Genomic DNA, 21,994 nt, shown 5'->3' with positions numbered 1-21,994 from the left:
GTAGTGCGCTACGGTAGGCCGCATGACAACTACGTACGCTGTACTTAGTGAAGGTCTGGAGAAGCGCTACGGGGCCGATGTGTACGCCCTGCGCGGCCTGGACCTGGCCGTCGCGGAGGGCACGGTCTGCGGAGTGCTCGGGCCGAACGGCGCGGGCAAGACCACCGCCGTACGGATCCTGACCACCCTCACCGCCCCCGACGCGGGCACCGCCCTGGTCGCGGGGCACGACGTCCTCGCCGATCCGCGCGCGGTACGCCGGTCGATCGGGGTCGCCGGCCAGTACGCCTCCGTGGACGGCGAGCTGACGGGCCGGGAGAACCTCCGGCTCTTCGCGAAGCTGCTCCGCCTCAGGGGCGTCGCGGGCCGGGCCCGCGCCGATGAGCTTCTGGAGCGCTTCGAACTGGCGGACGCGGCGGACCGGCCGGCCCGGACCTACTCCGGCGGGATGCGGCGGCGGCTCGACCTGGCCGCCAGTCTGCTGACCCGCCCCCGGGTGCTCTTCCTCGACGAGCCGACCACCGGGCTCGACCCGCACAGCCGCGACCAGATCTGGCGGGCCGTGCGCGAACTCGCCGGCCTGGGCACCACGATCCTGCTGACCACGCAGTATCTGGAGGAGGCCGACCGGCTGGCCGACGACATCGTGCTGATCGACCGGGGCCGGGCCGCCCACCGCGGCACCCCGGCCGAACTCAAGGCGCTCATCGGCTCGTACGCGGAGGTCGTCCTCGCCGAGGAACCCACGGGGACGGCCACGGCGACGCGGCCGGCGGCGGAGACGGCCACGGCGGCGGAGACGGCGATCCTCGCGGCGGCGGCCGTACTGGACCGGCTGACCGGCGCCGAGCCGGTGCTCGACCGGGAGCGCCGCACCGCCGGGGCCGTGGCGAAGGACCCGGCGCTGACCCTGCCCCGGCTCGTGCGGGAGCTGGACGCGGCGGGGGTGCCGGTGGCCGACGCCAGCCTGCGTCCGCCGACGCTCGACGAGGTCTTCCTGCGGCTGACGGACCGTACGGACCCCCGCGCGCCCCACCGGCACGACGAGCGCCGCGCCGAACGACACGGCAGACGACACGACGAGCGGCGCACCGAACGGCACGACGGGCCACACGACAAGGAGCACGCCGCATGAGCACCCTCGCGTACGACAGCGGCGCCGTCCTCGGACGTCACCTCCAGCGCATCAGACACGCGCCGGGCGTGGTGATCCTCACCCAGGCCATGCCGATCAACATGCTGCTGTTCTTCGGCTATGTCTTCGGCAGCGCCTTGGCGGTGCCGGGTGAGCAGTACCGCGCCTATCTCGTGCCGGGGCTGCTCGCCGCGACGGCCGCGGGCGGCATCATGACCGGGATGTTCCAGGCGTCGCAGGACGTGCAGCGCGGGGTCATGGACCGGTTTCTGACGCTGCCGATGAGCAGGGCCGCCGTACCACTGGGGCAGACCGCGGCGGATCTGCTGACGACGGCCGCGGGGATGGTGCCGCTGCTGCTGGTGGGGCTCGCGGTGGGGTGGCGGATCGAGGGCGGCGTACTCGGCGCGCTCGGCGCCCTCGGGCTGCTGCTGCTCTTCCGGTTCGCGGCCAACTGGGTCGGTACGTATCTCGGGCTGCTCATCCGAAATGAGGAAGCGGCCGGTCAGCTCGGCGCCACGACATTCATCCTGCCGCTGCTCTCCAACGCGTACATCCCGGCCGAGGGGCTGCCCGGCTGGCTGCGTGCGGTCGCGGAGTGGAACCCGATCAGCGCGCTCGCGGCGGCGGTCCGCGATCTCTGCGGCAATGCCGCGCCGGCCGCGGACGCCGCCTGGCCGGTGGCGCATCCGGTGGCCGGATCGCTGTTCTGGTCGCTGCTGCTGCTCGCGCTGTTCGTACCGCTCGCGCTCCGGCGGTACGCGGGAAGCGACGCCTGAGGCGGAGAAGGCCGGGGCGGCCGGCCCGGACCGGTGTCGGGGAGTGGATTCACCGGCCGGGGCCACCGCTTCGACGCTCCGGCGCACTGCCGCGGGCCCGCTGGGGATGACGGACGAGTGGAGTGCGGCACTGCGCCGGGCAGCGTGATCACCCGAGCGCGTGCGGGAACGCCCGGACGCGCTCAGGCATGCCATAACGCCGTGAGGCGATCACCCGCTCACGGTGTTGGCGCGCCGACGCCATGGAGCCGTGAGGATCAGCGGCGGCTGCCGAACAGCGAGCGGCGCAGCCGCCGCAGCGGCGCGAAGAGCGAGACGCGCGCGCCCTTGCTCCCATGAGTCTCCGAGCGGTCACGCGACGTCAGCTCGCGCATCAGCAGCGTCGCCTCGGCCGTCTCCCGCTGTGGCACGGCGGGACCGCCGAGCACCGAGAGATGTCGGTCGAGGCGCGAACTGGACGCGCCGCTCCCGCATGTGATCGCAGGGACTCGCGCCCTGCTGTGCACCGTTATCTGTTCCATTTCACTCCCCACCCGTACGAGGGCACCCGGCCCGGGCAGGTTAACCCTATCGCCCCACCGGGACACCCGTGTATACCGCCTTTGCGACGGACCACACCCGTACGGGTAGCGACCGCCACTGCCCGATCCATCTTATTTCAGGGCGAGTTGGACACTTCGCCGTATCAGGGGCCACCGCGTGCGGCGGGGCCGGTTCCGGGTCTCACCAGGCCCCGGCGACCGGCCCCGCCCTCATCGACCGGGCGTCATGCCGCCGAGCGGAAGGCCGGCAGATAGCCGCCCGACTGACCGGCGGCGGTGGGGTGGTACGACTCGCCGATGTTGAGCCAGTTCACGCTGTGCAGCCACGCCGCGCCGGAGCAGATCTCGTGTCCGGTGAAGGCCCCGGCGACATCGGCGAAGGTGAAGCCGTGGTCGGCCGCGCGCTTGGCGGTCGCCGTGTTGAGGTAGTCGGCGGCGCTGTTGATCGCGGCCCGCTCGTTCTCGCTCAGCCCCGAGGTGCAGGTGCCGTTGAGCTGGTAGAAGCGCGGATACCCGAGGACGACCACCCGGGCCGACGGCGCCTTGGATCTGATGGCCGTGTACACCGAGTTGAGGTTTCCTGGCAGGGTGCTGTCGACGAACGCGCGTGCCTGCGCGACCCGGTTGAGGCAGGTCGCCTCCGACTGGAGCACGCAGGTGGTCATCACATCGGCGAAGCCGGCGTCGTTCCCGCCGATGCTGATGCTGATCAGATCGGTTCCCGAGTTGACCGGGCCCAGCTGACCGGCGGTCACATCACCCGTACGAGCGCCGGAACAGGCGGTGAACGCGAAGGAGGCGGGTGCGTTCGCGGCCGCCCAGAGCGCGGGGAACGCCTTGGGGGTGCGTTTGCAACTGCCGCTCCCGCTGTCGTAGCTGCCGGATCCGACGCCCGAGGAGTACGAGTCGCCGAGCGCCACATAGTCGACGGCTGCCGCCGAGTCCGCGGCCTGGGCCGTGGCGGCTCCGGTGAGAGCGAGCACGGCGCCGAGGAGGAGCGAGGACGAGAACGCTGTGATGCGGGACAGTTTCATAAGACCTCTCCTAGCAGGATTGCTGCCTCAACTTAGTTACCAGGCAGTTCACTTCACTGGAAGTGTTCATGCCAAGAACATTCCATGAGGCTTCCGGCCGGAGCATCGAATGCGCGCGCTTCGCCCCTATTCGAATAGATCTGATCGAGGAGGTTACGGAATCGACCGGCGATGTACGGCCAAAGAAGCGAAAAGCGCGCTGACGTTCCAGGTCTTGCCATAGGGTCCCAATCATCAATACCGTCGTACATCCACCCGCATCGGTCCATCGCACGAGCGGCTCAAGGGGAGGGCCCAGGAGTCGCGTCGGCCTCCGGAGCGGGTCGCGGCAGGGGGGTGACCGCACTCGATGACCGGGGGCGGTGCCAAGTCGTGCGCCGCGCGACACGTTCCACAGCTCGCCCGTCCAGCGGGAGTTCTCCGTTCCATGCCGTCATGGCCCGGGTGAGAACCCCCCTTTCGAACCGGAAACACAGCCGGACCGCCCAGGGGCGGGCGGTCCACCGGACGAGAGGGAAATCGACAAGTGAGCGCTGTTCTGCGCCCGGAATCACCGGGCGAAGATCCGTTGGCCATTCCGTCCCGGACCACGGCGGGCCGGCCGCATCCGATGGGCGAGCGCCCTTACCGGGCGGTCTCCTCGCATCTCGCGATCGCTCCGCCCGTGAGCGTCGTGATCCCGGCGATGAACGAGGCGCGCAACCTGCCGTACGTCTTCAGGTCCCTGCCCGACTGGATCCATGAAGTCGTGCTCGTGGACGGCAATTCGACCGATGACACCGTCCGGGTCGCCCGTGCGCTGCGGCCGGACGTGAAGGTCGTGGAACAGCGCGGCACGGGCAAGGGCGACGCCCTGATCAGCGGCTTCGCCGCCTGTACCGGCGACATCATCGTGATGGTCGACGCGGACGGCTCGGCCGACGGGCAGGAGATCGTCTCGTATGTGTCGGCCCTGGTCTCCGGCGCCGACTTCGCGAAGGGCTCACGGTTCGCCAACGGCGGTGGTACGGACGACATGACGCGGATCCGCAAGCTCGGCAACAGAGTGCTGTGCGCGGTCGTCAACGCCAAGTTCGGCGCCCGGTACACCGATCTCTGCTACGGCTACAACGCCTTCTGGCGCCACTGTCTGGACGAGATCACGCTGGACTGCACCGGGTTCGAGGTCGAGACCCTGATGAACATCCGGGTGGTGAAGGCCGGGATGAGGGTGCAGGAGATACCGAGCCACGAGTACGACCGGATCCATGGCGTCAGCAATCTGAGAGCCGTCCGCGACGGCCTCCGGGTGCTGCGGGTCATACTGCGCGAGCAGGGCATCCCCCGGTCGGTCCGGTCGGTCCGCCGCCGCCCGGCCGGGCTCCGGCTCACCATCCCGGCGGTCCCGGTCGTGCCCGTGGCACCCACGATGCCCCGGGGAGAGGTGCTGTGACCCGCCCTCACCAGGACGACCGCCACCGCGAACCCCCTCCGCGGTCGTTCTCCGTGGTGATCTGCGTCTATACCGAGGAGCGCTGGGACGACATCCTCGCGGCCGTCGACTCGGTACGGCAGCAGTCTCTGCCGGCCCTGGAGACGCTCCTCGTGGTCGACCACAACCCGGCGCTCCTGGCCCGGCTCGGCGGAGAGTACCGGGAGCACCGGGAGCACCCGGAGCACTCGGCGCGCGGGGAGGTGCGGGTGCTCGCCAACGCGGGCCCGCGCGGTCTCTCCGCCGGCCGGAACACCGGTATCGCGGCCGCTCGCGGTGAACTGGTCGCGTTCCTCGACGACGACGCCGTCGCCGAGCGGGACTGGCTGCGTTTCTTCGACGAGGCGTACGACGATCCGCGCGTACTGGCGGTCGGCGGGCGGACGGTTCCGGTCTGGGCCTCGGGGCGACGGCCGGAGTGGTTCCCCGAGGAGTTCGACTGGGTCGTCGGCTGTACGTACCGGGGGCTGCCGGGCGGCACGGCGCGGGTGCGCAACGTACTCGGCGGGAACGCGTCGTTCCGGCGCACCGCTTTCGACGCGGCCGGGGGGTTCGCGACGGGAATCGGACGCGACGGCGACAAACGTCCGCTGGGCTGTGAGGAGACGGAGCTGTGCATCCGGCTCGCCACGGCCGTGCCGGACGCGGTGATCCTGCTCGACGACCGGTCGGTCATCCACCACAAAGTGCCCGCGGTCCGCACGCGGCTCGACTACTTCCGTACGCGCGGTTACGCCGAGGGGTTGTCGAAGGCGCTGGTCGCCAGAAGCGTGGGCGTGCGAAAGGGGCTCGCGTCCGAACGCCGCTACACCACCCGCGTGCTTCCGGCGGGTGTGGTGCGCGGCGTACGCGACGCGTTACGGGGGCGGCCGGGCGGTCTGGGCCGCGCCGGCGCGATCGTCGCGGGGGTGACGGTGACGACCGCCGGCTATCTGGTGGGGCGCTTCCGGACCCGGCGCGGGGTCGTCGCCTTCTCGTGGGAGCCGATCGCGACGAACCCGGTCACGACGAATCAGGTCGCGACGGGCCCGGTCGCGCGTGCCGCCGCGCCGAGCGCCGGCCCCCCGGGGGCGGTCGCGTGAGCCGGGGCGGAACGGGCGCCCCCGTACCGATCCTCATGTACCACGCCGTCGGGCACCGGCCCTCGGCCGCCACGTACGCGCTCTCCGTCTCGCCCGAGGCGTTCGCGGAGCAGCTGGCCCTGCTCCACGGGCGCGGGTTCACCCCCGTCACCACGGCACGGCTCGCCGATGCCTGGCGCACGGGCGCTTCCCTGCCGAAGCGGCCCGTACTGATCACCTTCGACGACGGCTACGAGGGCGTGCACCGGCACGCGCTCCCCGCTCTGGCCCCGTACGCCTTCCCCGCCACGCTGTTCGTCTCGACGGGGTGGCTGCGCGGGCCGTACGACGAGGGCGGCGCGCCCGGCACCATGCTCGACTGGGACCAGGTGCGCGAACTGGCCGCCGCCGGTATGGAGATCGGCGGCCACAGCCACACCCATCCGCAGCTGGACCAGCTGGACGGCCGGCGGCTCGGCTTCGAGACCCGGCGCTGCCGGGAGATCATCGCGACGGAGCTGGGCGCCCCGCCCGTCTCCTTCGCCTATCCGTACGGCTACTCCAGCCGGCGCGTGCGGCGTACGGTCCGCGCGGCCGGGTTCGCGCAGTCGCTCGCCGTGGGGAACGCACTCGCCCGCCGGAGCCAGGGCCCCTACGCCCTGGCACGGGTGACGGTGCGCCGGGGAACGGGCATCGAGGAGTTCGGGCGGCTGGTGGAGGGCAGGGCGGTCGGCCGCTCCTTCGCCGGGGACCGGGCGCTGACCAAGGCGTACGCCGTGGTGCGCCGCGCCCGGCGTGCGGGGGCGATCGGCGGGGAGGTCAGCCGTACGATCACGGCCGGCCGGGGGTGACGGCCACAGGTGCGGGCGCGCGGAGCGAGCTCCGGCGCGTTCGGTCACCAGGCCCCGTCCGGTCGCCGCCACAGGGCAAAACACCGTGCATCGACCGCCCCCGTGCCGGATCATGGGCGACATGTCTGCCAAGCCTCAGGACGCCCTGCCGATCCGGCTCAACGTCGACGACAGCGACTCGCCCTCGGATGTGGTCGACGCGCTGTTCCTCGGCCGCTTCGCCACGGGCGAGCAGCCGTACTCCCACAGCTCCACGATCGACCGGGTCAGAACGGGGGTGACGCTGCTGCCGCCGGACGCGACCGTGCTGCGCGCGGCCCGCGACGACGACCGCAGCGCGACACTCGCCGAGGGCGCCGGCTGGACCCTGCTGGTGTCCCGCTGGAACCGCGGCGCCGATGTCACGGTGACGGCGGTCAGCTCGGAACTGGCCGAGAAGATCCACCACCAGGTGACCGACGGCGCGCAGGACGAGCCGGAACCGCAGCCCGAGAACGTGACCATGGGCTTCTGGTACGTCTCGCCGCGCCGCGGCCCGCACCGCACCACCCGGCAGATCGCGGCCGGTACGTGGGACGAGGTCAGGCCCAACTACACCGCGCCGGTTGCCGACGCGATGGACCGGCTGATGAAGGTGACCCCGGACGACATCGCGGGCCGGCTGCTCCTGCTGCACGGCCCGCCGGGCACCGGCAAGACGTCCGCGCTGCGCACGCTGGCCCGTTCGTGGCGCGACTGGTGCCAGGTGGACTGTGTGCTCGACCCCGAGCGGCTCTTCAACGATGTCGGCTATCTGATGGACATCGCGATCGGCGAGGACGACGGCTCGGCGAAGGGCCGCTGGCGGCTGCTGCTCCTGGAGGACTGCGACGAACTCATCCGCGGTGAGGCCAAGCACACGGCGGGGCAGGCGCTGTCACGGCTGCTGAACCTCACCGACGGGCTGCTCGGCCAGGGCAGGAACGTCCTGGTGGGGGTGACGACCAACGAGGACCTGGAGCGGCTGCATCCGGCGGTGGTCAGGCCGGGGCGCTGTCTGGCCAGGATCGAGGTCGGCTCGCTGACCCGTCCCGAGGCGCTGTCCTGGCTGAGCCGGGAGGACGGCGACTGGGAGACGGCGGTCGGCCGCGAGGGTGCGACGCTGGCGGAGCTGTACGCGCTGCGCCGCGGCACCGGCCCGGCGTCGGTCCCGGCCCAGCACACGGGCGAGGACGCGGGCCTCTACCTCTGACATCGCGCGTCCCGCGCCCGATGTCCTGTCCGTCATCCGTCACCGTCATCCGGCGGCCGGCCGTGCCGCTTCCGGTCATCTGGCGTAGACGGCCCGTACCGCTTCCTCCACTGCGGCGAGCGCGGCGGCCCGGCCGAGCCCCAGTCGCTGGGCGCGCTCCGCGTAGGCCCGCGCGGCCGCGGCGGTCTCCCGCTCGGCGGCCTCCCCCGCGGCGGCGACGAACGTACCGTTCCTGCCCCGGGTCTCGATCACCCCGTCGGTCTCCAGCGCGCGATATGCCTTGGCGACGGTGTTGGCGGCCAGCCCCAGCTCCTCGGCGAGCCCCCGCACGGTCGGGAGTCTGTATCCGACGGGCAGCGCGCCCGACCGCGCCTTCGCGGAGATCTGAGTACGCAGTTGTTCGTACGGTGCGGTCGTGGCGGCCGGGTCGATCACGATCTTCAAGGTCACGAATCGATTCTCCCCCACGACCCACCGCCACCGTGCGGTACACGGCAGGGGTGGCCGGAACGCGACGGGAGCGGGGCGCGTAAGGGGCGGCGCCCCGGTGGTACCCGGTCAACGGGCCTGCGCTCCCGCGCTTCCGGAGACAACGGAGTCGGCGGTGCCGGCGGAGTCGGCGGTGCCGGCGGCGGTGTGGCTGGTCATGGCGGAGGCGGTGGCGGTCGCCGGCAGGATGACCGACCGGTCCGGGGCGCCCGGGGTGTGGGCGATCGGGTCGTCGTCCTCGTGCCAGTGGATGACGAAGCGGTCGCCGGCGCGGTAGGCGTCGAGTCCCGCGCGGCAGTAGGCGACCAGATCGTCCGGGAGCGCTGCCAGCGGATGCCAGGAGAGGCCGGAGCACTTCTCCGGCTCGCGGTTGTACGGCTCGCCCCCGGCGCCGTACTCGGCCTCGAAGAACCAGCCGATCCGGGGCTGTCCGGCCGGTCCCCTGTGCTGCATGACCAGCGCGACGCGCAGATCGGCGGGGGTCAGCTCGACGCCGATCTCCTCGCACGCCTCACGGATCATGGCCGTACGGACGTCCTCGCCCCGCTCGACATGTCCTGAGGGGCCGTTGAGCAGGCCGTCCCCGTATCCCGTGCCGGAGCGGCGGGCGAGCAGGACCTCGTCGCCCCTGCGCAGGATCAGATGGACGTCGACCACCTCGGTATGGCGCACGGGCGGGGCCGGCCGGGCGATCAGCGCGTACCGTTCGTCGTCGACCGGGCGGCCCCAGAGGGCGGGCTCCGCGGAGAGCCGCTCATGGTGGACCCGTTCGGTGAGCGGGGCCAGGGCGGCGGTGAGCCGGGCGGCGGGCAGGCCCGTACCGCCCCAGACCCCTTCGATCAGCACCAGCCGCCCGCCCGGTCGCAGCAGCGACGCCCAGTGCCGCAGGGCCTCTTCGGGATCCGGCAGCATCCAGAGCACATGGCGGGCCAGCACCACATCGAACGTCCGCTCCCCCACCGGCGGCCGTCCCGCGTCGCCGACCAGCACCTCCGCGTCCGTATCCGCCAGCTTGGCTCTGGCCAGAGCCACCATGCGGGGCGAGAGATCGACGGCCGTCACCCGATGGCCGCGCTCCGCGGCGAGCAGGGCCAGGCTACCCGTACCGCACCCGAGGTCGAGCACCCGGGACGGTGCCCCGGGCAGCCAGTCCGCCAGCCGGGCGGCCCAGGCGGCGCGGACGGCGGGGTCCAGCAGCCCGTGATCGGGCTCCTGGTCGAAGGAGTCGGCGAGAGCGTCCCAGTCGATCGTGGTCATGCCCCGATGGTGGCAGCCACCACTGACAACGCCCCTGACCTGCTCCTGAATACGCGCCTGAGCCCGCGTACACGCCTGAGCCCCGCGACCACCGGAGTGGCGATCGCGGGGCTCAGGGGTGCGGCCGTGCGTCAGACCGTCACGTCCTCGCGGTCGCCGCGGTCACCGCGGTCGCCGCGGTCGCGGCGCAGCGCGATCAGCTTCTTCACCCCCGGCCAGGCGAGCAGCAGCACGATCACCGCGTACACCGTCACGGAGAAGGGCGTGTTGACCAGCCCGGACACGCTTCCGTCACTGATCTGGAGCGCGCGCCGCAGCTGCTGTTCGGCGGCCGGGCCGAGGATGACGCCGATCACGGCCGGCAGCACCGGCAGTCCGTAGCGCCGCATACCGAAGCCGATCAGACCGATGATCAGCAGGATGACCAGGTCCAGCGCCTCCCCGCCGACCGCGTACGCGCCGACGGCCGCGAAGAAGAGGATCCCCGCGTAGAGATAGGGGCGCGGGACGCGCAGCAGCTTGGCCCAGACCGGTGCGAGCGGCAGGTTGAGCGCGAGCAGCAGCACCATGCCGACGAAGAGCGAGGCGATCAGGCCCCAGACGAGGTCGGGTTCGCGTTCGAAGAGCAGCGGTCCCGGCTGGATGCCGTACTGCTGGAAGGCGGCCAGCATCACGGCGGCGACGGCCGTCGTGGGCAGTCCGAGGGTCAGCATCGAGACCAGCGTCCCGGCCGCCGAGGCGGAGGCCGCGGACTCGGGTCCCGCCACGCCCTCGATGGCGCCCTTGCCGAACTCGTCCTTGTGCTTGGAGAGCCGCTTCTCCGTGACGTACGAGAGGAACGTGGGGATCTCCGCACCGCCGGCCGGGATCGCGCCGAACGGGAAACCGATGAGCGGGCCGCGCAGCCAGGGCCGCCAGGTGCGGCTGACGTCCTTCTTGCCGAGCCAGGGGCGGCCGACCGGGATGGCCTCGCCCGTGGAGCGCCGCAGGTGCGCGGCGACCCAGAGGGCCTCGCCGATCGCGAAGAGCCCGACGGCGACGATGACCACGTCGATGCCGTCGGCGAGCTGGAGTGTGCCGAAGGTCAGGCGCTGCTGGCCGGTCATCTGGTCGAGGCCGACCAGACCGAGGGTGAGTCCGATGAGCAGTGAGGCGAGTCCGCGGATCCGGGAGGAGCCGAGGACGGAGGTGACGGCGATGAACGCCAGCACCATGATCGCGAAGTAGTCGGGGGCACCGATGTCCACCGCGAGCGAGGCGACGGTGGGCGCGAGGACCACCAGCAGAATCGTGCCGATCATGCCGCCGGCGAAGTGCCCGCCGGCCGCCGCGGCGAGCGCCTGTGCTCCCCGTCCGGCCTTGGCCATCGGGTTGCCCTCGATGGCGGCCACCACGGCGGCGCTCTCACCTGGGGTGTTGAGCAGGATCGAGGTGGTCGAGCCGCCGAACATCGCGCCGTAGTAGATGCCGGCGAACATGATGAACGCGCCGGTCGGTTCGAGCCCGTACGTCACGGGGAGCAGCAGGGCGACGGCCATGGCGGGGCCGATGCCGGGCAGGACCCCGATGGCCGTGCCGAGCAGCACGCCTATCGCGGCCCAGAGCAGATTCATCGGCGTGAGCGCCGTACCGAAGCCGTCGATGAGCGAGTTCAGGGAGTCCATCGGTTACAGCACCCCCATCAGCGGGCCACCGGGGAGGGGGACACCGAGCAGGTTGTTGAAGACGAAATAGGTGGCCAGCGAGAGGCCCGCGGCGATCAGCGGGTCACGGTGGTGGTGGCGGCTGCCGAGCGCGTACGCCGAGCCCCAGAAGAGCAGGGCGCCGGAGATCGGGAAGCCGAGCGGGCCGATGAGGACGGCGTTGCCGAGGAAGACACCGGCGAGCAGCAGTACGGTCCGCCAGTCGCTGGGCTCCGCGAGGTCGATGTCCTCGCCGCCTTCCGCCTCGCCCCGGCCGCCGCGCAGGACGTCGAGGGTGAGCAGTACGGCGACGACGAGCAGGCCGATGCCGACGACGACCGGGACGGTCTTGGGGCCGACGGGGCCGCGCTGGGCGATGTCGACGTTCATGGTGAGCGCGTCGGTGAGGACGAGGACACCGAGGACGAGCAGGAGGAGTCCGACGCCGATCTCGGAGTGCTCGCGCAGCCAGGAACGGGCGCCGACGCCGGAGTCCGGGGTCCCGGACGCTCCTCGCGCCTCGGTGGCCGTGTGCGGCTTGTCCGGTGTTTCCGGCGTGCCGGTGGGTGTCGTCACAGTCCCAGCTCCTTCAGGACCGAGTCCACGCGGCGGTCTTCCTCGGCGAGGAAGTCACCGAACTTCTCGCCGGTCAGGAACGCGTCGTCCCAGCCGTTCTTCTTGAGGGAGTCCCGCCACTGGGGCGAGTCGTGGAGCTTCTCGAAGAAGGCGAGAAGCTTGGTGCGCTCGGCGTCGGAGATTCCCGGCGGGGCGACGATGCCGCGCCAGTTGGTGAAGTCGGTGTCGAGGCCGGACTCGCGCAGGGTGGGGGCGTCCAGGCCGGGGATCCGCTCGGGGCCGGTGACGGCGAGAAGCCGCAGCTCACCGGATTTGATCTGGTCGAGGTACTCGCCGAGACCGGAGACGCCGAAGGCGACCTTGTTGCCGAGGATCGAGGCGAGGAGTTCGCCGCCGCCGTCGAACGGAACGTAGTTGACCGTCTTCGGGGCGATGCCCGCGGCCTCCGCCATCAGCATGGGGGCGAGATGGTCGGGTCCGCCGGGTGACGATCCGCCGCCGACGGGCACCTTGGCCGGGTTGGCCTTCCAGGCCGTCAGCAGGTCGTCGATGGACTTGAACGGGGAGTCCTTGCCGACGACGACGATGTCCGATTCCTCGGTGATCCGGGCGATCGGGGTCGTGTCGGCGAGGGTCTTGGGCGACTTGTTGGTGTGGACGGCGCCGACCACCCCGAGCCCCATGGACATCGCGAGCTTGCCGTTGCCGTGCTCACCGACGAGGCGGGTGAGCCCGACGGTGCCGCCGGCGCCGGGCAGGTTGAAGACCTCGATGTTGTGGGTCAGTTCGGCGTCCTCGGCGTTCTTGGCCAGGGTGCGGGCCGTGATGTCGTAGCCGCCGCCGGGGGTATTGGGGACCATGAAGCGCAGGCCGGGGATCTGCGTACCGGTGTCGGCGCCACTGCCCGCGGAGAGCAGCGGTGGCCCCACCAGCACCAGCAGCGCCGACCCGAGCAGGGCCAGGGGGGTGCGGGATCGCACGTGTGCCGCCTTTCGAAGTGCTGCGCGCGCAGAAGTGCGCGAAGAGCTGTGAAGTGGGCCACATGTTGCCTTCGCGTTAACAAGCTGTCTCTCTTCCGGAATCAACGGACGTTGTGGTCGTTGTGGTCGCCGCCTAGCGTGTCGGCGTGATGAAAGTGCTGGTGGTGGACGACGACTTCATGGTCGCGAAGCTGCACAGCCGCTATGTGTCCGCGATGGACGGGTTTTCGGTCGTCGGGGTGGCTCACAGCGGTGCCGAGGCGCTGCGCGCCGCCGAGCGGCTGTGGCCCGACCTGGTCCTGCTCGACATCTATCTGCCCGATATGGACGGTATCGCCGTATTGCGCGAGCTGCGGGCGGCGGAGGAACGGGACCGAAGACCCAACAGCGTCGACGCGCTGTTCATCACGGCCGCGCGGGACGCGGGCGTGATCAGGGCGGCGCTGCGCGCCGGCGCCCTGCACTATCTGATCAAGCCCTTCAGCCAGGCGGCGCTCCAGGAGCAGCTGCGCCACGTCGCCTCCCTCCGCTCGCGCCTGGCCGGCCTGGGCGAGGCGCGCCAGGAAGACGTGGACCACATCTTCGGCACCCGCCCGCCCGGCAGCCGCGGCCTCCCGAAGGGCCTCGCCCCGCACACCGCCGACCTGGTGGAACGCGTCCTGCGCGAGCACGCGGACGGCCTCTCCGCCACGGAGTGCGCGGAGGCGGGCGCGCTGTCGCGGGTGAGCGCCCGCCGCTATCTGGAGTACTTCGCGACCACGGGCCGAGCGGACATCACCCTCCGCTACGGCGGCACGGGCCGCCCGGAACGCCGCTACCGCTGGCGGGCCTGAGCGCGTCGCCGGGGTCGTCCAGCCACACCCGGTGCTCGTCATCGGCCGTGACGGTGAGCCCGAACCGTTCAAGTCCGGGCCGTCCCCGCGCGACCCACCAGCGGTGGGCCGCCTCGATCTCGTCCCAGAGCCGACGCGGTCCCGACTGACGGACCTCGAACGACTCGGCGCCCCGTACGGAGTCCACCGTGGCCCACGAGGTGACACCCGTGTCGAAGAACCACCACGTCCAGCCGTCGCCCTCGGGTGACCGCCGGTAGTAGAGGTCCGGCACCAGCAGCCCGAGGAGGAAGGTCAGCCAGCTGCCCCGGAACGTCTCCGGGTCGAGCGACGTGGACTCGCGCGGAGCGCCACCCGGCCACTCACCCGGCAGATAGTCGTCCACGGACGGGGCCCGGTACCTCTGCCGCCGGAGCCGCATGAACGCGGAAGAACGCGTGAACGTGCCCGAGGCCGAGCCGTCCCCGCCCACGACCAGCCGGGCGATCGCGCCGTCGCCGAACAGTGTGGACACCGGAGTCACGATGACTCCACCTGGCCTGCACTGCCTGATCCACGCACCGGGGACGCGCAGGACGGAACAGGTGGCGATGAGCCGGTCGTAACGCTCTGCCGGTGGTGACTCCTCGGCACCGTCGGCGTGGAGGACGCGCGGCCGCAGCCCGGCATCGCGAAGCACCCGCCGGGCCCTCGCGGCAACGCCGCCGTCCACCTCGACCGTGGTCACATTGGCGTCGCCCAGCCGGTGCGCGAGAAGCCCCGCGTTGTAGCCGGTCCCCGTACCGATCTCCCTGACCGTCATGCCCACTTCGACGTCCAGGTCGCCCAGCATGGCCGCCACCATGGTGGGCATGGTGGGCATGGAGGCCGAGGACGTGGGCACCTCGCGGCCGTCTCCTTCACCGTCGTCCCACTGCGTCACGATCGGAACGTCGCTGTACGCCAGCCGCATCCACCGGACCGCGTCCCGCGATGCCGCGCACTCCGCGTCCCCGCCGTCCTCCGTCGCCCAGAAGACGTCCGGGAGAAACAGGTGGCGGGGCACACCGAGGAACGAGTCCCGCCACCCGAGAGGGAGGGTGCCGGCCTCTTCGAGCGCCGACACCATCGCCATCCGTGCCGTCTTCGCATGAGTCACAGCGCCCGCCTACTTGTGCTTGGGGGAGGCGTCGGCCCCGCCCCGTCCTTGGAAGGCTTGTCTCCGATCAGCGGACCACCAGGCTTGGCGGGAGATCTCGGCATCCCGCTCTCGGCGTGGCTCATGCGCGATCTCCCTGGTGGCACGACTGGCTGTCGTCCGGCTCGTCCACGTCATCGTGGGCGGTCGCGGACAGCCGTCCGCCCCTGCTTTCGGCGACCCGCAACGCGTCACGTAATGCCTCACACAATCGGTGCCCCAGGAACCGGAGTTCCCAGGCTTCCGCCTTGTGATCGTTGAGCATCTCCGCGGCGTGACCGAGCACAGCCTCACCCGCGCCGAGCTGGACCGCTTCCATCTCATCGGCCAATTGCCACAGGTAGCTGTCACCCCCCTCATCGGTCACCAGGTACGAGCGTTGTCCGGACGGGCCAAGCCACGGAAGCAGCCGGGGATGCGTACTCATGCCGCCACCCCTGACCAGTGCGCGTCGCACATCGGATCCGTACGCCAGACGTACGGATCAGGTGCACGCATCAGGCCCAGTGCCGGTACATACGGATACTCCACGCGGCTCGCACCGACCGCGCGACGACGGGACGCGGAAGGCGACAACAACCGCCATAGCCAGTTCACGATCGGGGGGATTTCGTTCGTCACGTTGACGCTCCTCAGCCAGCGTTGGCCATGCCCCGGACGCTCGCATCGTCGCGGGGCCTATCAGCGCCAACTGTGCTTCGGAGTCAGGCCGCTGGCTTCCCCTACGTGGGTATCCCCTTGTTGGGTAGGCTGACGCGAAGGGGAGTGGGACACACTGTCACCAGCAGGCGCAATGGGGCACCACTATGACCGCTTACCAACCGCCGACAGCTCTACCGGGCGAACTTCTTGAGCAGCAAAAGATGCGAGCAGCGATTGCGGCTCACGACTTCGGCGTTGTCTTCTCACTAGCGCGCGAGGTGGCGAAGATCAGCTATTCGAAGATTGCCGCCGAGTGCGATATCAAGCCGGAACGGGTAGGCGCACTGGCGCGAGGCCGAGGCAGCATCACCTCGTTCGACAAGATTGCGAAGATCGCGGATGCCTTACGCATCCCGGGAGACCTGCTCGGTCTCGCTCCCCGCGAGTGGGAAGTGGCAAACCCACCCCCTCGTGCCCCGGCCGGGCAAACAGAGAACGCGATCGTCAATCGAGAGGGGACAGGCACAGTGCTGCGCAGAGAGTTCTTCAAAGCTTCGGCCGGGGCCGGATTGGTCGTAGGACTGCCGGACCTGGCTCAAGCCGGCTGCGGCCGTCGTGTAGGCAGCAAAGTACCTGTGCAGTTGCGTCAGCGGGCCGCGCGATTGCGTAGACTCGATGACATCCTCGGCGGAGGCGACACATTCCGTGTCTATCTCGGCGAGTACCAAGCCACCAAAACGATGCTTCGAGACGGCAGTTACACCGAGGCAACGGGCCATGCTCTCCTGTCGGTCCTGTCCGAACAGGCGCAGCAGGCCGGATGGGCCGCATTCGATGCGGGCAAGCATGCCGACGCCAGCAGTCTCTACGAGGACAGCCGCCAAGCCGCCGTGGAATCGGGAGACGCCTCGCTCGCTGGAAACGCTCTCGCCTTCCTCGCTTATCAGAGAGTCGATGCCGACCACACGGCAGGTACAGAAACGGCCATTCAGGCGTGCCACGTCGCGGGCCCGGACGCCGCCCCCGGCGTTCGCGCTCTGCTGAATGAACGACTCGCGTGGACTTATGCCATCTCTGGGAACGCCGGCGAGACGGAACGCGCACTCGACGCCGCCGAAGCCGCACTCGGCGAAGGAAACAAAAACCCCCAACCCGACTGGGCAGCCTGGGTGGACCGCAATGAACTCCAGGTCATGACCGGACGATGCTGGACCGAATCACGCCGGCCACTTCGCGCGGTCCCTGTCCTGGAAGACGTGCTGGCGCGATACGACAACACCCACGCACGCGACAAGAGCCTTTATCTCTCGTGGCTCGCCGACTCCTACCTGGCCGCCGGAGAAGTCGAACAGGCTGCCGCTGTCACCGGCCGCGCTCTGGAACTGTCAGCCGGGGTTGCCTCCGTGCGACCGCGCGCGCGTCTGGCTCCGATCCTTCGACAGCTCAGGGATCACTACGACGTGCCGGCTGTGGCCGACGTTCTAGAAAGAGCGAAACCCTGAGAGGTCAGTCCGCAGAGTCCAGGTCCGTGGTCTTTTCCACCCACCGCAGATAGGCATCCGATCCCGCGACGATCGGCACAGCCGAGATTTCCGGGTTCTTCCACGGATGGTGCCGCAGCAAATGCGCCTCAAGATCGGCATAACGATCGGCGCGGGTCTTGAACAAGAGCTGCCACTCCTCCGCGGTCCCGAACTCGCCCTGATGCCAGAAGGTGGAGATCACGGGCCCGACGATCTGGGCACCGGCCGCGAGCCGCCCTTCCACCACCGAGCGTGCCAGCCTCTCGGCCTCCTCCCGGTTCTCCGTCGCCGTCGACACCTGAAGCAGATCAACCATGCGCCGAGCCTAACGCGGCACACCTACGCCTGAAGCGCTAATCCTTGTGGCCCGTCGTGGCGACGGTGACGCCGAGGCCGATCATCGTGAGCCCGCCGGCCCCGCCGACCAGGGAGAGCCGCCGCGGTGAGCGGGCGAACCAGTTCCGTGTGGTGGCCGCGACCAGTCCCCATACGCTGTCGCACGCCACCGCGATGACGTTGAAGACCAGCCCGAGCAAGAGCATGTGAACCGTGGCGTGCCCCCGCTCGCGGTCGACGAACTGCGGCAGCACGGCCGCGAAGAACACGATGGTCTTGGGGTTCGCCACGCCGACCGCGAACCCCTCCCACAGCGTGCGCAGGCCGCTGTGCGCGGGGCCTTCCCCCGCGAACGCGGCGCGCATGGAGTCTCGTTGCCGCACCGCCTTGACGCCGAGGTACACCAAGTACGCGGCGCCCACGAGCTTCAGCGTCGTGAAGACGAGGACCGAGCGCTCCACGACGGCCCCGACGCCGAGTGCCACGGCCACGACGAGCACACACGCTCCGAGCGTGTTCCCCACGACCGTGGTCAGCGCGGCCCGGCGCCCCTGCGCCAGGGCCCGTCCGATCACGAACAGCACGCTGGGGCCGGGGATCACGATCAGCAGGAACGACATCGCCGCGAACGCGAGGAGTCGGTCTATGGACACCATGCGGCACATGTAAGCACGGGGACGGCTCGCGCCCGCAGCCCTTTTCCGCACGCCGGATCGCCCCGCGCACTTCGTAGAAAGCGCTTCACCCAACTTCTGTGCGAAGCATTGACGAAACATCGGGGCCCGCTCTAGCTTCATCGCGTCGTACTTCGTACGTCATATATGAGACACGAGATGTGAGAGCGCCCATGGCCTTCGCCCCGAGTCCGATCCCCTCCCGCACCCAGTACGTTCTGGAAGCGATCAAACACGGCATCCTCACCGGCGGTCTCAGCCCCGGTCAGGCCCTGGTCGAGACCGAACTGGCCGCGCAATTCGGGGTGTCGAAGACTCCGGTGCGGGAGGCGCTGAAGACCCTGGCGGGCACCGGCCTCGTCGTGATGAGCCAGTTCAAGGGCGTCACCGTCCGTACGGTCGACGCGGCCATGGCCCATGAGGTGTATGACGTACGGCTGTTGCTGGAGCCGGAGGCGCTCCGTCGCTCCCTGGCCCTGCGCGCTTCGCTGGAGCCTGCCAGGGAAGCCCTGGTCAAGGCCGACGAAGCGGTGGACCGGGCCGAACGGTCCCTCGCCAACAGGGAGTTCCACCGGGCGCTGTATCTCCCCTGCGGCAATCCGCTGCTGGCCCGGATGCTCGACGAGGTACGGGACCAGGCGGCCCTCGTCTCGACCGTCGCGTGGGCCGCCGTCCCGTCCTGGGAGCAGGAGGCCGGGGAGCACCGGGAGATCCTGCGGCTCGCGCTCGCCGGTGACGCCGACGGCGCCGCCCGTGCCCTGCACGACCACATCGCCTCGTTCGTACAGCGGGCGTTCCCCGAGGGAGACCACGCATGACGACCAGCCCCGATCTCGCCTCCTCGCGGGACGCGCTCGCCGATGTCGTGGCGATCCCCGTCACCCCGTTCCGCGACGACGACACGCTCGACATCACCGCCCATCGCGCCCTGCTGCGCCGGCTGCTCGACAGCGGCGTCCGCACCCTCACCCCGAACGGCAACACCGGTGAGTACTACGCGCTCAGCCCCGACGAGCGCCGCGCCGTCACCGAGCTGACCATCGAGGAGGCGGCGGGCCGGGCCTCGGTGCTGGTCGGCATCGGACTCGACCTGCCGACCGCGGTGGCCGCGGCGAGGCACGCCCGCGAGGCCGGGGCCGGGATGGTGATGGTCCATCAGCCCGTCCATCCCTATGTCTCGCGGGCCGGCTGGATCGACTACCACCGCACCATCGCGGACGCGGTGCCCGAGCTTGGCGTCGTCCCGTACATCCGCAATCCGCAGCTGAGCGGTGCGGACCTCGCGGCGCTCGGGGAGCTGTGCCCCAATGTCATCGGGGCGAAGTACGCCGTACCGGACGCGGCGGGCTTCGCGGCCTTCGCGCGGGACGCGGGTCTGGAGCGGTTCGTCTGGGTGGCGGGGCTCGCCGAGCTGTACGCGCCCTCGTACTTCGCGGGCGGGGCCACCGGCTTCACCTCGGGCCTCGTCAATGTCGCCCCGGCCGTCTCGCTGGGGATGCTGGAAGCGCTGCGGGCCGGGGACTACGCGGCCGCCATGAAGGTGTGGGAGCAGATCAGGCCGTTCGAGGAGCTGCGGGCCGCGCGGCAGTCCGCCGACAACGTGACGGTGGTGAAGGAGGCGCTGGCCGCGCTCGGTCTCTGCCGGCGCGACATCCGCCCGCCGAGCCGCGCCCTGCCCGAGGAGCGGCGCGCCGAGGTGGCCGCGATGGTGGCGGGGTGGGCGATATGACCGTACGGCGAGAGGGCGCGGCCGGAGGGCCGGCCGACGGGACGGCACGGCCCCCGGACGGAACGGCACAGGCCCCCGGCGGCACGGCACGCCGCCGCGACGGGACCGCGGAGCCCGAGGGCCCCGCCGTACGCCCCGAGGACCTGCGCAGTCATCGCTGGTACGGCGGTGACGGATCGACGGGCCTGCGCTCCTTCAGCCACCGCGCCCGCACCCGCCAGCTCGGCTATCTCCCCGAGGAGCACCTCGGCAAGCCGGTCATCGCGATCCTCAACACCTGGTCCGACATCAACCCCTGCCATGTCCATCTGCGGGAGCGGGCGCAGGCGGTGAAGCGAGGGGTGTGGCAAGCCGGCGGATTCCCGCTGGAGTTCCCGGTCTCCACGCTCTCCGAGACGTTCCAGAAGCCCACGCCCATGCTCTACCGCAATCTGCTGGCGATGGAGACGGAGGAGCTGCTCCGCTCCTATCCGGTCGACGGCGCGGTGCTGATGGGCGGCTGCGACAAGACGACTCCCGCGCTGCTGATGGGCGCGGCGAGCGTCGATCTGCCGGCCGTCTTCGTACCCGCCGGGCCCATGCTGCCGGGGCACTGGCGCAATGAGGTGCTCGGCTCGGGCACGGACATGTGGAAGTACTGGGACGACAAGCGCGCCGGGCTGATCGGTGACGCCGAGATGGCCGAGCTGGAGAACGGGCTGGCCCGGTCGCCCGGCCACTGCATGACCATGGGCACCGCCTCCACGCTCACCGCCGCCGCCGAGGCACTGGGCGTCACCATGCCGGGGGCCTCCTCGATCCCGGCCGTGGACTCCGGACACGACCGGATGGCCGCGGCCTCCGGCCGGCGCGTGGTGGAGCTGGTACGCGACGATCTGCGGCTCTCGAAGATCCTGACCCGGGAGGCGTACGAGGACGCGGTGGCCACCGTTCTCGCGCTGGGCGGCTCGACGAACGCGGTGATCCATCTGATCGCGATGGCGGGACGCTCGGGCATCCGGCTCACCCTCGACGACTTCGACAGGACCGCGCGTACGGTGCCGGTGCTGGCGAACCTCCGTCCCGGCGGCCGGTATCTGATGGAGGACTTCCACTTCGCCGGCGGACTGCCCGCGTTCCTGGGGCGGCTGACGGACGTCCTGCACCTGGACCGGCCGACCGTCGCGCACCCCACCCTGCGGGAACAGCTCGACGGCGCGCTCGTACACGATCCGGAGGTGATCCGGCCGCGCGACAACCCGCTCGCGCCGGAGGGCGGGGTGGCGGTCCTGCGGGGCAATCTCTGTCCCGACGGCGCGGTCATCAAGCACATCGCCGCCGAACCGCGCCTGCTCAAGCACACCGGTCCCGCCGTGGTCTTCGACGACTACCGGACGATGCAGCGGACCATCAACGACCCGGGGCTCGGCATCACCCCCGATCATGTGCTGGTGCTGCGCAACGCGGGCCCCAAGGGCGGGCCCGGCATGCCGGAGTACGGGATGCTGCCGATCCCGGACTATCTGCTCAAGCAGGGCGTGCGGGACATGGTCCGGATCTCCGACGCCCGGATGAGCGGCACGAGTTACGGCGCGTGCGTCCTGCACATCGCGCCCGAGTCCTATGTCGGCGGGCCGCTCGCGCTGGTGCGCACCGGCGACACGATCACACTCGACGTCGGCGCCCGCAGCCTCCATCTCCACCTGTCGGACGGGGAGTTGGCGCGGCGGCGCAGCGAGTGGACAGCGCCGCCCGAGCGCTACCAGCGCGGCTACGGCGCGCTCTACAACGAACAGATCACCCAGGCCGACACCGGCTGCGACTTCGCCTTCCTGGCGAAGCCCGGCGAGGTGCCCGACCCGTACGTGGGCTGAGACGGCCCGTCACACGACCGCCCGTCACACGACCGCCCGCCGCACCAGGATCCGTCGCACGAAGATCCGTCGCACGAAGATCCGTCGCACGACCGCCCGTCCTCCTCCGCCCCTCATTCACCCGCCCCAGTCACCCCCT

Annotated in this window: 22 protein-coding genes; 11 read left to right on the top strand and 11 right to left on the bottom strand. The window is 70.8% G+C overall.

Annotated elements, in window-relative coordinates:
• Nucleotides 1-22: 22 nt before the first annotated feature.
• Nucleotides 23-1,135: an ATP-binding cassette domain-containing protein gene (locus tag ACZ7LS_RS19120; RefSeq protein WP_385135221.1), complete on the top strand. Its 1,113-nt coding sequence runs from the start codon at nt 23-25 to the stop codon at nt 1,133-1,135.
• Nucleotides 1,132-1,914: an ABC transporter permease gene (locus tag ACZ7LS_RS19115; protein ID WP_385135219.1), complete on the top strand. Its 783-nt coding sequence runs from the start codon at nt 1,132-1,134 to the stop codon at nt 1,912-1,914. The genes ACZ7LS_RS19120 and ACZ7LS_RS19115 overlap by 4 nt, the downstream gene beginning before the upstream one ends.
• A gap of 257 nt (nt 1,915-2,171) precedes the next feature.
• Here the strand turns inward: ACZ7LS_RS19115 and ACZ7LS_RS19110 are convergent, their stop codons facing one another.
• Nucleotides 2,172-2,435 (bottom strand): hypothetical protein, encoded by a 264-nt coding sequence (locus ACZ7LS_RS19110; protein ID WP_382670993.1) that lies wholly within the window; start codon nt 2,433-2,435, stop codon nt 2,172-2,174.
• A gap of 245 nt (nt 2,436-2,680) precedes the next feature.
• Nucleotides 2,681-3,490: an SGNH/GDSL hydrolase family protein gene (locus tag ACZ7LS_RS19105; protein WP_382520198.1), complete on the bottom strand. Its 810-nt coding sequence runs from the start codon at nt 3,488-3,490 to the stop codon at nt 2,681-2,683.
• A gap of 526 nt (nt 3,491-4,016) precedes the next feature.
• Between ACZ7LS_RS19105 and ACZ7LS_RS19100 the strand changes: the two genes are divergently transcribed.
• From ACZ7LS_RS19100 to ACZ7LS_RS19085, 4 genes are all read left to right on the top strand, one after another.
• On the top strand, nt 4,017-4,922 hold the full coding sequence (locus ACZ7LS_RS19100; RefSeq protein WP_382520200.1) for a glycosyltransferase family 2 protein: 906 nt from the start codon (nt 4,017-4,019) through the stop codon (nt 4,920-4,922).
• Nucleotides 4,919-6,043: a glycosyltransferase family 2 protein gene (locus tag ACZ7LS_RS19095; protein WP_385135216.1), complete on the top strand. Its 1,125-nt coding sequence runs from the start codon at nt 4,919-4,921 to the stop codon at nt 6,041-6,043. Before ACZ7LS_RS19100 ends, ACZ7LS_RS19095 begins: the two co-directional genes overlap by 4 nt.
• A gap of 35 nt (nt 6,044-6,078) precedes the next feature.
• On the top strand, nt 6,079-6,873 hold the full coding sequence (locus ACZ7LS_RS19090; protein ID WP_382971349.1) for a polysaccharide deacetylase family protein: 795 nt from the start codon (nt 6,079-6,081) through the stop codon (nt 6,871-6,873).
• 121 nt (nt 6,874-6,994) lie between these two features.
• Complete coding sequence (locus ACZ7LS_RS19085) at nt 6,995-8,104, top strand: DUF5925 domain-containing protein (protein WP_351419968.1); 1,110 nt, start codon at nt 6,995-6,997, stop codon at nt 8,102-8,104.
• 75 nt (nt 8,105-8,179) lie between these two features.
• Here the strand turns inward: ACZ7LS_RS19085 and ACZ7LS_RS19080 are convergent, their stop codons facing one another.
• The 5 genes from ACZ7LS_RS19080 to ACZ7LS_RS19060 all read right to left on the bottom strand — a co-directional run bounded on the left by ACZ7LS_RS19080 (nt 8,180) and on the right by ACZ7LS_RS19060 (nt 13,088).
• Nucleotides 8,180-8,554 (bottom strand): GntR family transcriptional regulator, encoded by a 375-nt coding sequence (locus tag ACZ7LS_RS19080; protein WP_030354975.1) that lies wholly within the window; start codon nt 8,552-8,554, stop codon nt 8,180-8,182.
• A 108-nt stretch (nt 8,555-8,662) separates the two neighbouring features.
• Complete coding sequence (locus ACZ7LS_RS19075) at nt 8,663-9,850, bottom strand: methyltransferase domain-containing protein (protein ID WP_385135214.1); 1,188 nt, start codon at nt 9,848-9,850, stop codon at nt 8,663-8,665.
• 131 nt (nt 9,851-9,981) lie between these two features.
• Complete coding sequence (locus tag ACZ7LS_RS19070) at nt 9,982-11,514, bottom strand: tripartite tricarboxylate transporter permease (protein ID WP_382520206.1); 1,533 nt, start codon at nt 11,512-11,514, stop codon at nt 9,982-9,984.
• 3 nt (nt 11,515-11,517) lie between these two features.
• Nucleotides 11,518-12,000 (bottom strand): tripartite tricarboxylate transporter TctB family protein, encoded by a 483-nt coding sequence (locus ACZ7LS_RS19065; RefSeq protein WP_382520301.1) that lies wholly within the window; start codon nt 11,998-12,000, stop codon nt 11,518-11,520.
• A gap of 104 nt (nt 12,001-12,104) precedes the next feature.
• Nucleotides 12,105-13,088, bottom strand: a complete 984-nt coding sequence (locus ACZ7LS_RS19060) for a Bug family tripartite tricarboxylate transporter substrate binding protein (protein ID WP_382520208.1) — start codon at nt 13,086-13,088, stop codon at nt 12,105-12,107.
• 149 nt (nt 13,089-13,237) lie between these two features.
• Here ACZ7LS_RS19060 and ACZ7LS_RS19055 point away from each other — a divergent pair, with 149 nt between their 5' ends.
• Entirely contained in the window at nt 13,238-13,921 is a 684-nt protein-coding gene (locus ACZ7LS_RS19055; protein WP_382671135.1) for a response regulator, read from the top strand.
• Here ACZ7LS_RS19055 and ACZ7LS_RS19050 read toward each other — a convergent pair.
• Nucleotides 13,863-15,059 (bottom strand): methyltransferase domain-containing protein, encoded by a 1,197-nt coding sequence (locus ACZ7LS_RS19050; protein WP_385135212.1) that lies wholly within the window; start codon nt 15,057-15,059, stop codon nt 13,863-13,865. The genes ACZ7LS_RS19055 and ACZ7LS_RS19050 overlap by 59 nt on opposite strands.
• Before the next feature lie 121 nt (nt 15,060-15,180).
• On the bottom strand, nt 15,181-15,525 hold the full coding sequence (locus ACZ7LS_RS19045; RefSeq protein WP_382670972.1) for a hypothetical protein: 345 nt from the start codon (nt 15,523-15,525) through the stop codon (nt 15,181-15,183).
• A 379-nt stretch (nt 15,526-15,904) separates the two neighbouring features.
• On the opposite strand from ACZ7LS_RS19045, the gene ACZ7LS_RS19040 reads away from it, so the two are divergent.
• Nucleotides 15,905-17,242 (top strand): XRE family transcriptional regulator, encoded by a 1,338-nt coding sequence (locus tag ACZ7LS_RS19040; RefSeq protein WP_385135210.1) that lies wholly within the window; start codon nt 15,905-15,907, stop codon nt 17,240-17,242.
• Between the two features lie 4 nt (nt 17,243-17,246).
• Here ACZ7LS_RS19040 and cutA read toward each other — a convergent pair whose 3' ends face one another.
• Nucleotides 17,247-17,579 carry a divalent-cation tolerance protein CutA gene (gene cutA / locus ACZ7LS_RS19035; RefSeq protein ID WP_382971258.1) on the bottom strand — a complete coding sequence of 111 codons (333 nt, stop codon included), beginning with the start codon at nt 17,577-17,579 and terminating at the stop codon, nt 17,247-17,249.
• 37 nt (nt 17,580-17,616) lie between these two features.
• Complete coding sequence (locus tag ACZ7LS_RS19030) at nt 17,617-18,255, bottom strand: LysE family translocator (RefSeq protein WP_385135208.1); 639 nt, start codon at nt 18,253-18,255, stop codon at nt 17,617-17,619.
• A 191-nt stretch (nt 18,256-18,446) separates the two neighbouring features.
• Here ACZ7LS_RS19030 and ACZ7LS_RS19025 point away from each other — a divergent pair, with 191 nt between their 5' ends.
• From ACZ7LS_RS19025 to araD, 3 genes are read left to right on the top strand one after another with little or no spacing between them, the layout of a single operon-like run.
• Nucleotides 18,447-19,091, top strand: coding sequence for a GntR family transcriptional regulator (locus tag ACZ7LS_RS19025; RefSeq protein ID WP_382670957.1), 645 nt, complete (start codon nt 18,447-18,449; stop codon nt 19,089-19,091).
• The gene (locus tag ACZ7LS_RS19020; protein ID WP_382520214.1) at nt 19,088-20,002 is read left to right on the top strand and encodes a dihydrodipicolinate synthase family protein; all 915 of its coding nucleotides are present in this window, start codon (nt 19,088-19,090) and stop codon (nt 20,000-20,002) included. The genes ACZ7LS_RS19025 and ACZ7LS_RS19020 overlap by 4 nt, the downstream gene beginning before the upstream one ends.
• A complete protein-coding gene (araD, locus tag ACZ7LS_RS19015; protein WP_382670952.1) occupies nt 19,999-21,855 on the top strand; it encodes an L-arabinonate dehydratase in 1,857 nt (618 codons plus the stop codon). The genes ACZ7LS_RS19020 and araD overlap by 4 nt, the downstream gene beginning before the upstream one ends.
• Nucleotides 21,856-21,994: the final 139 nt, after the last annotated feature.

The sequence above is a fragment of the Streptomyces sp. NPDC039430 genome, from assembly GCF_055639435.1.
This window is presented reverse-complemented; position numbering and strand designations above follow the sequence as displayed.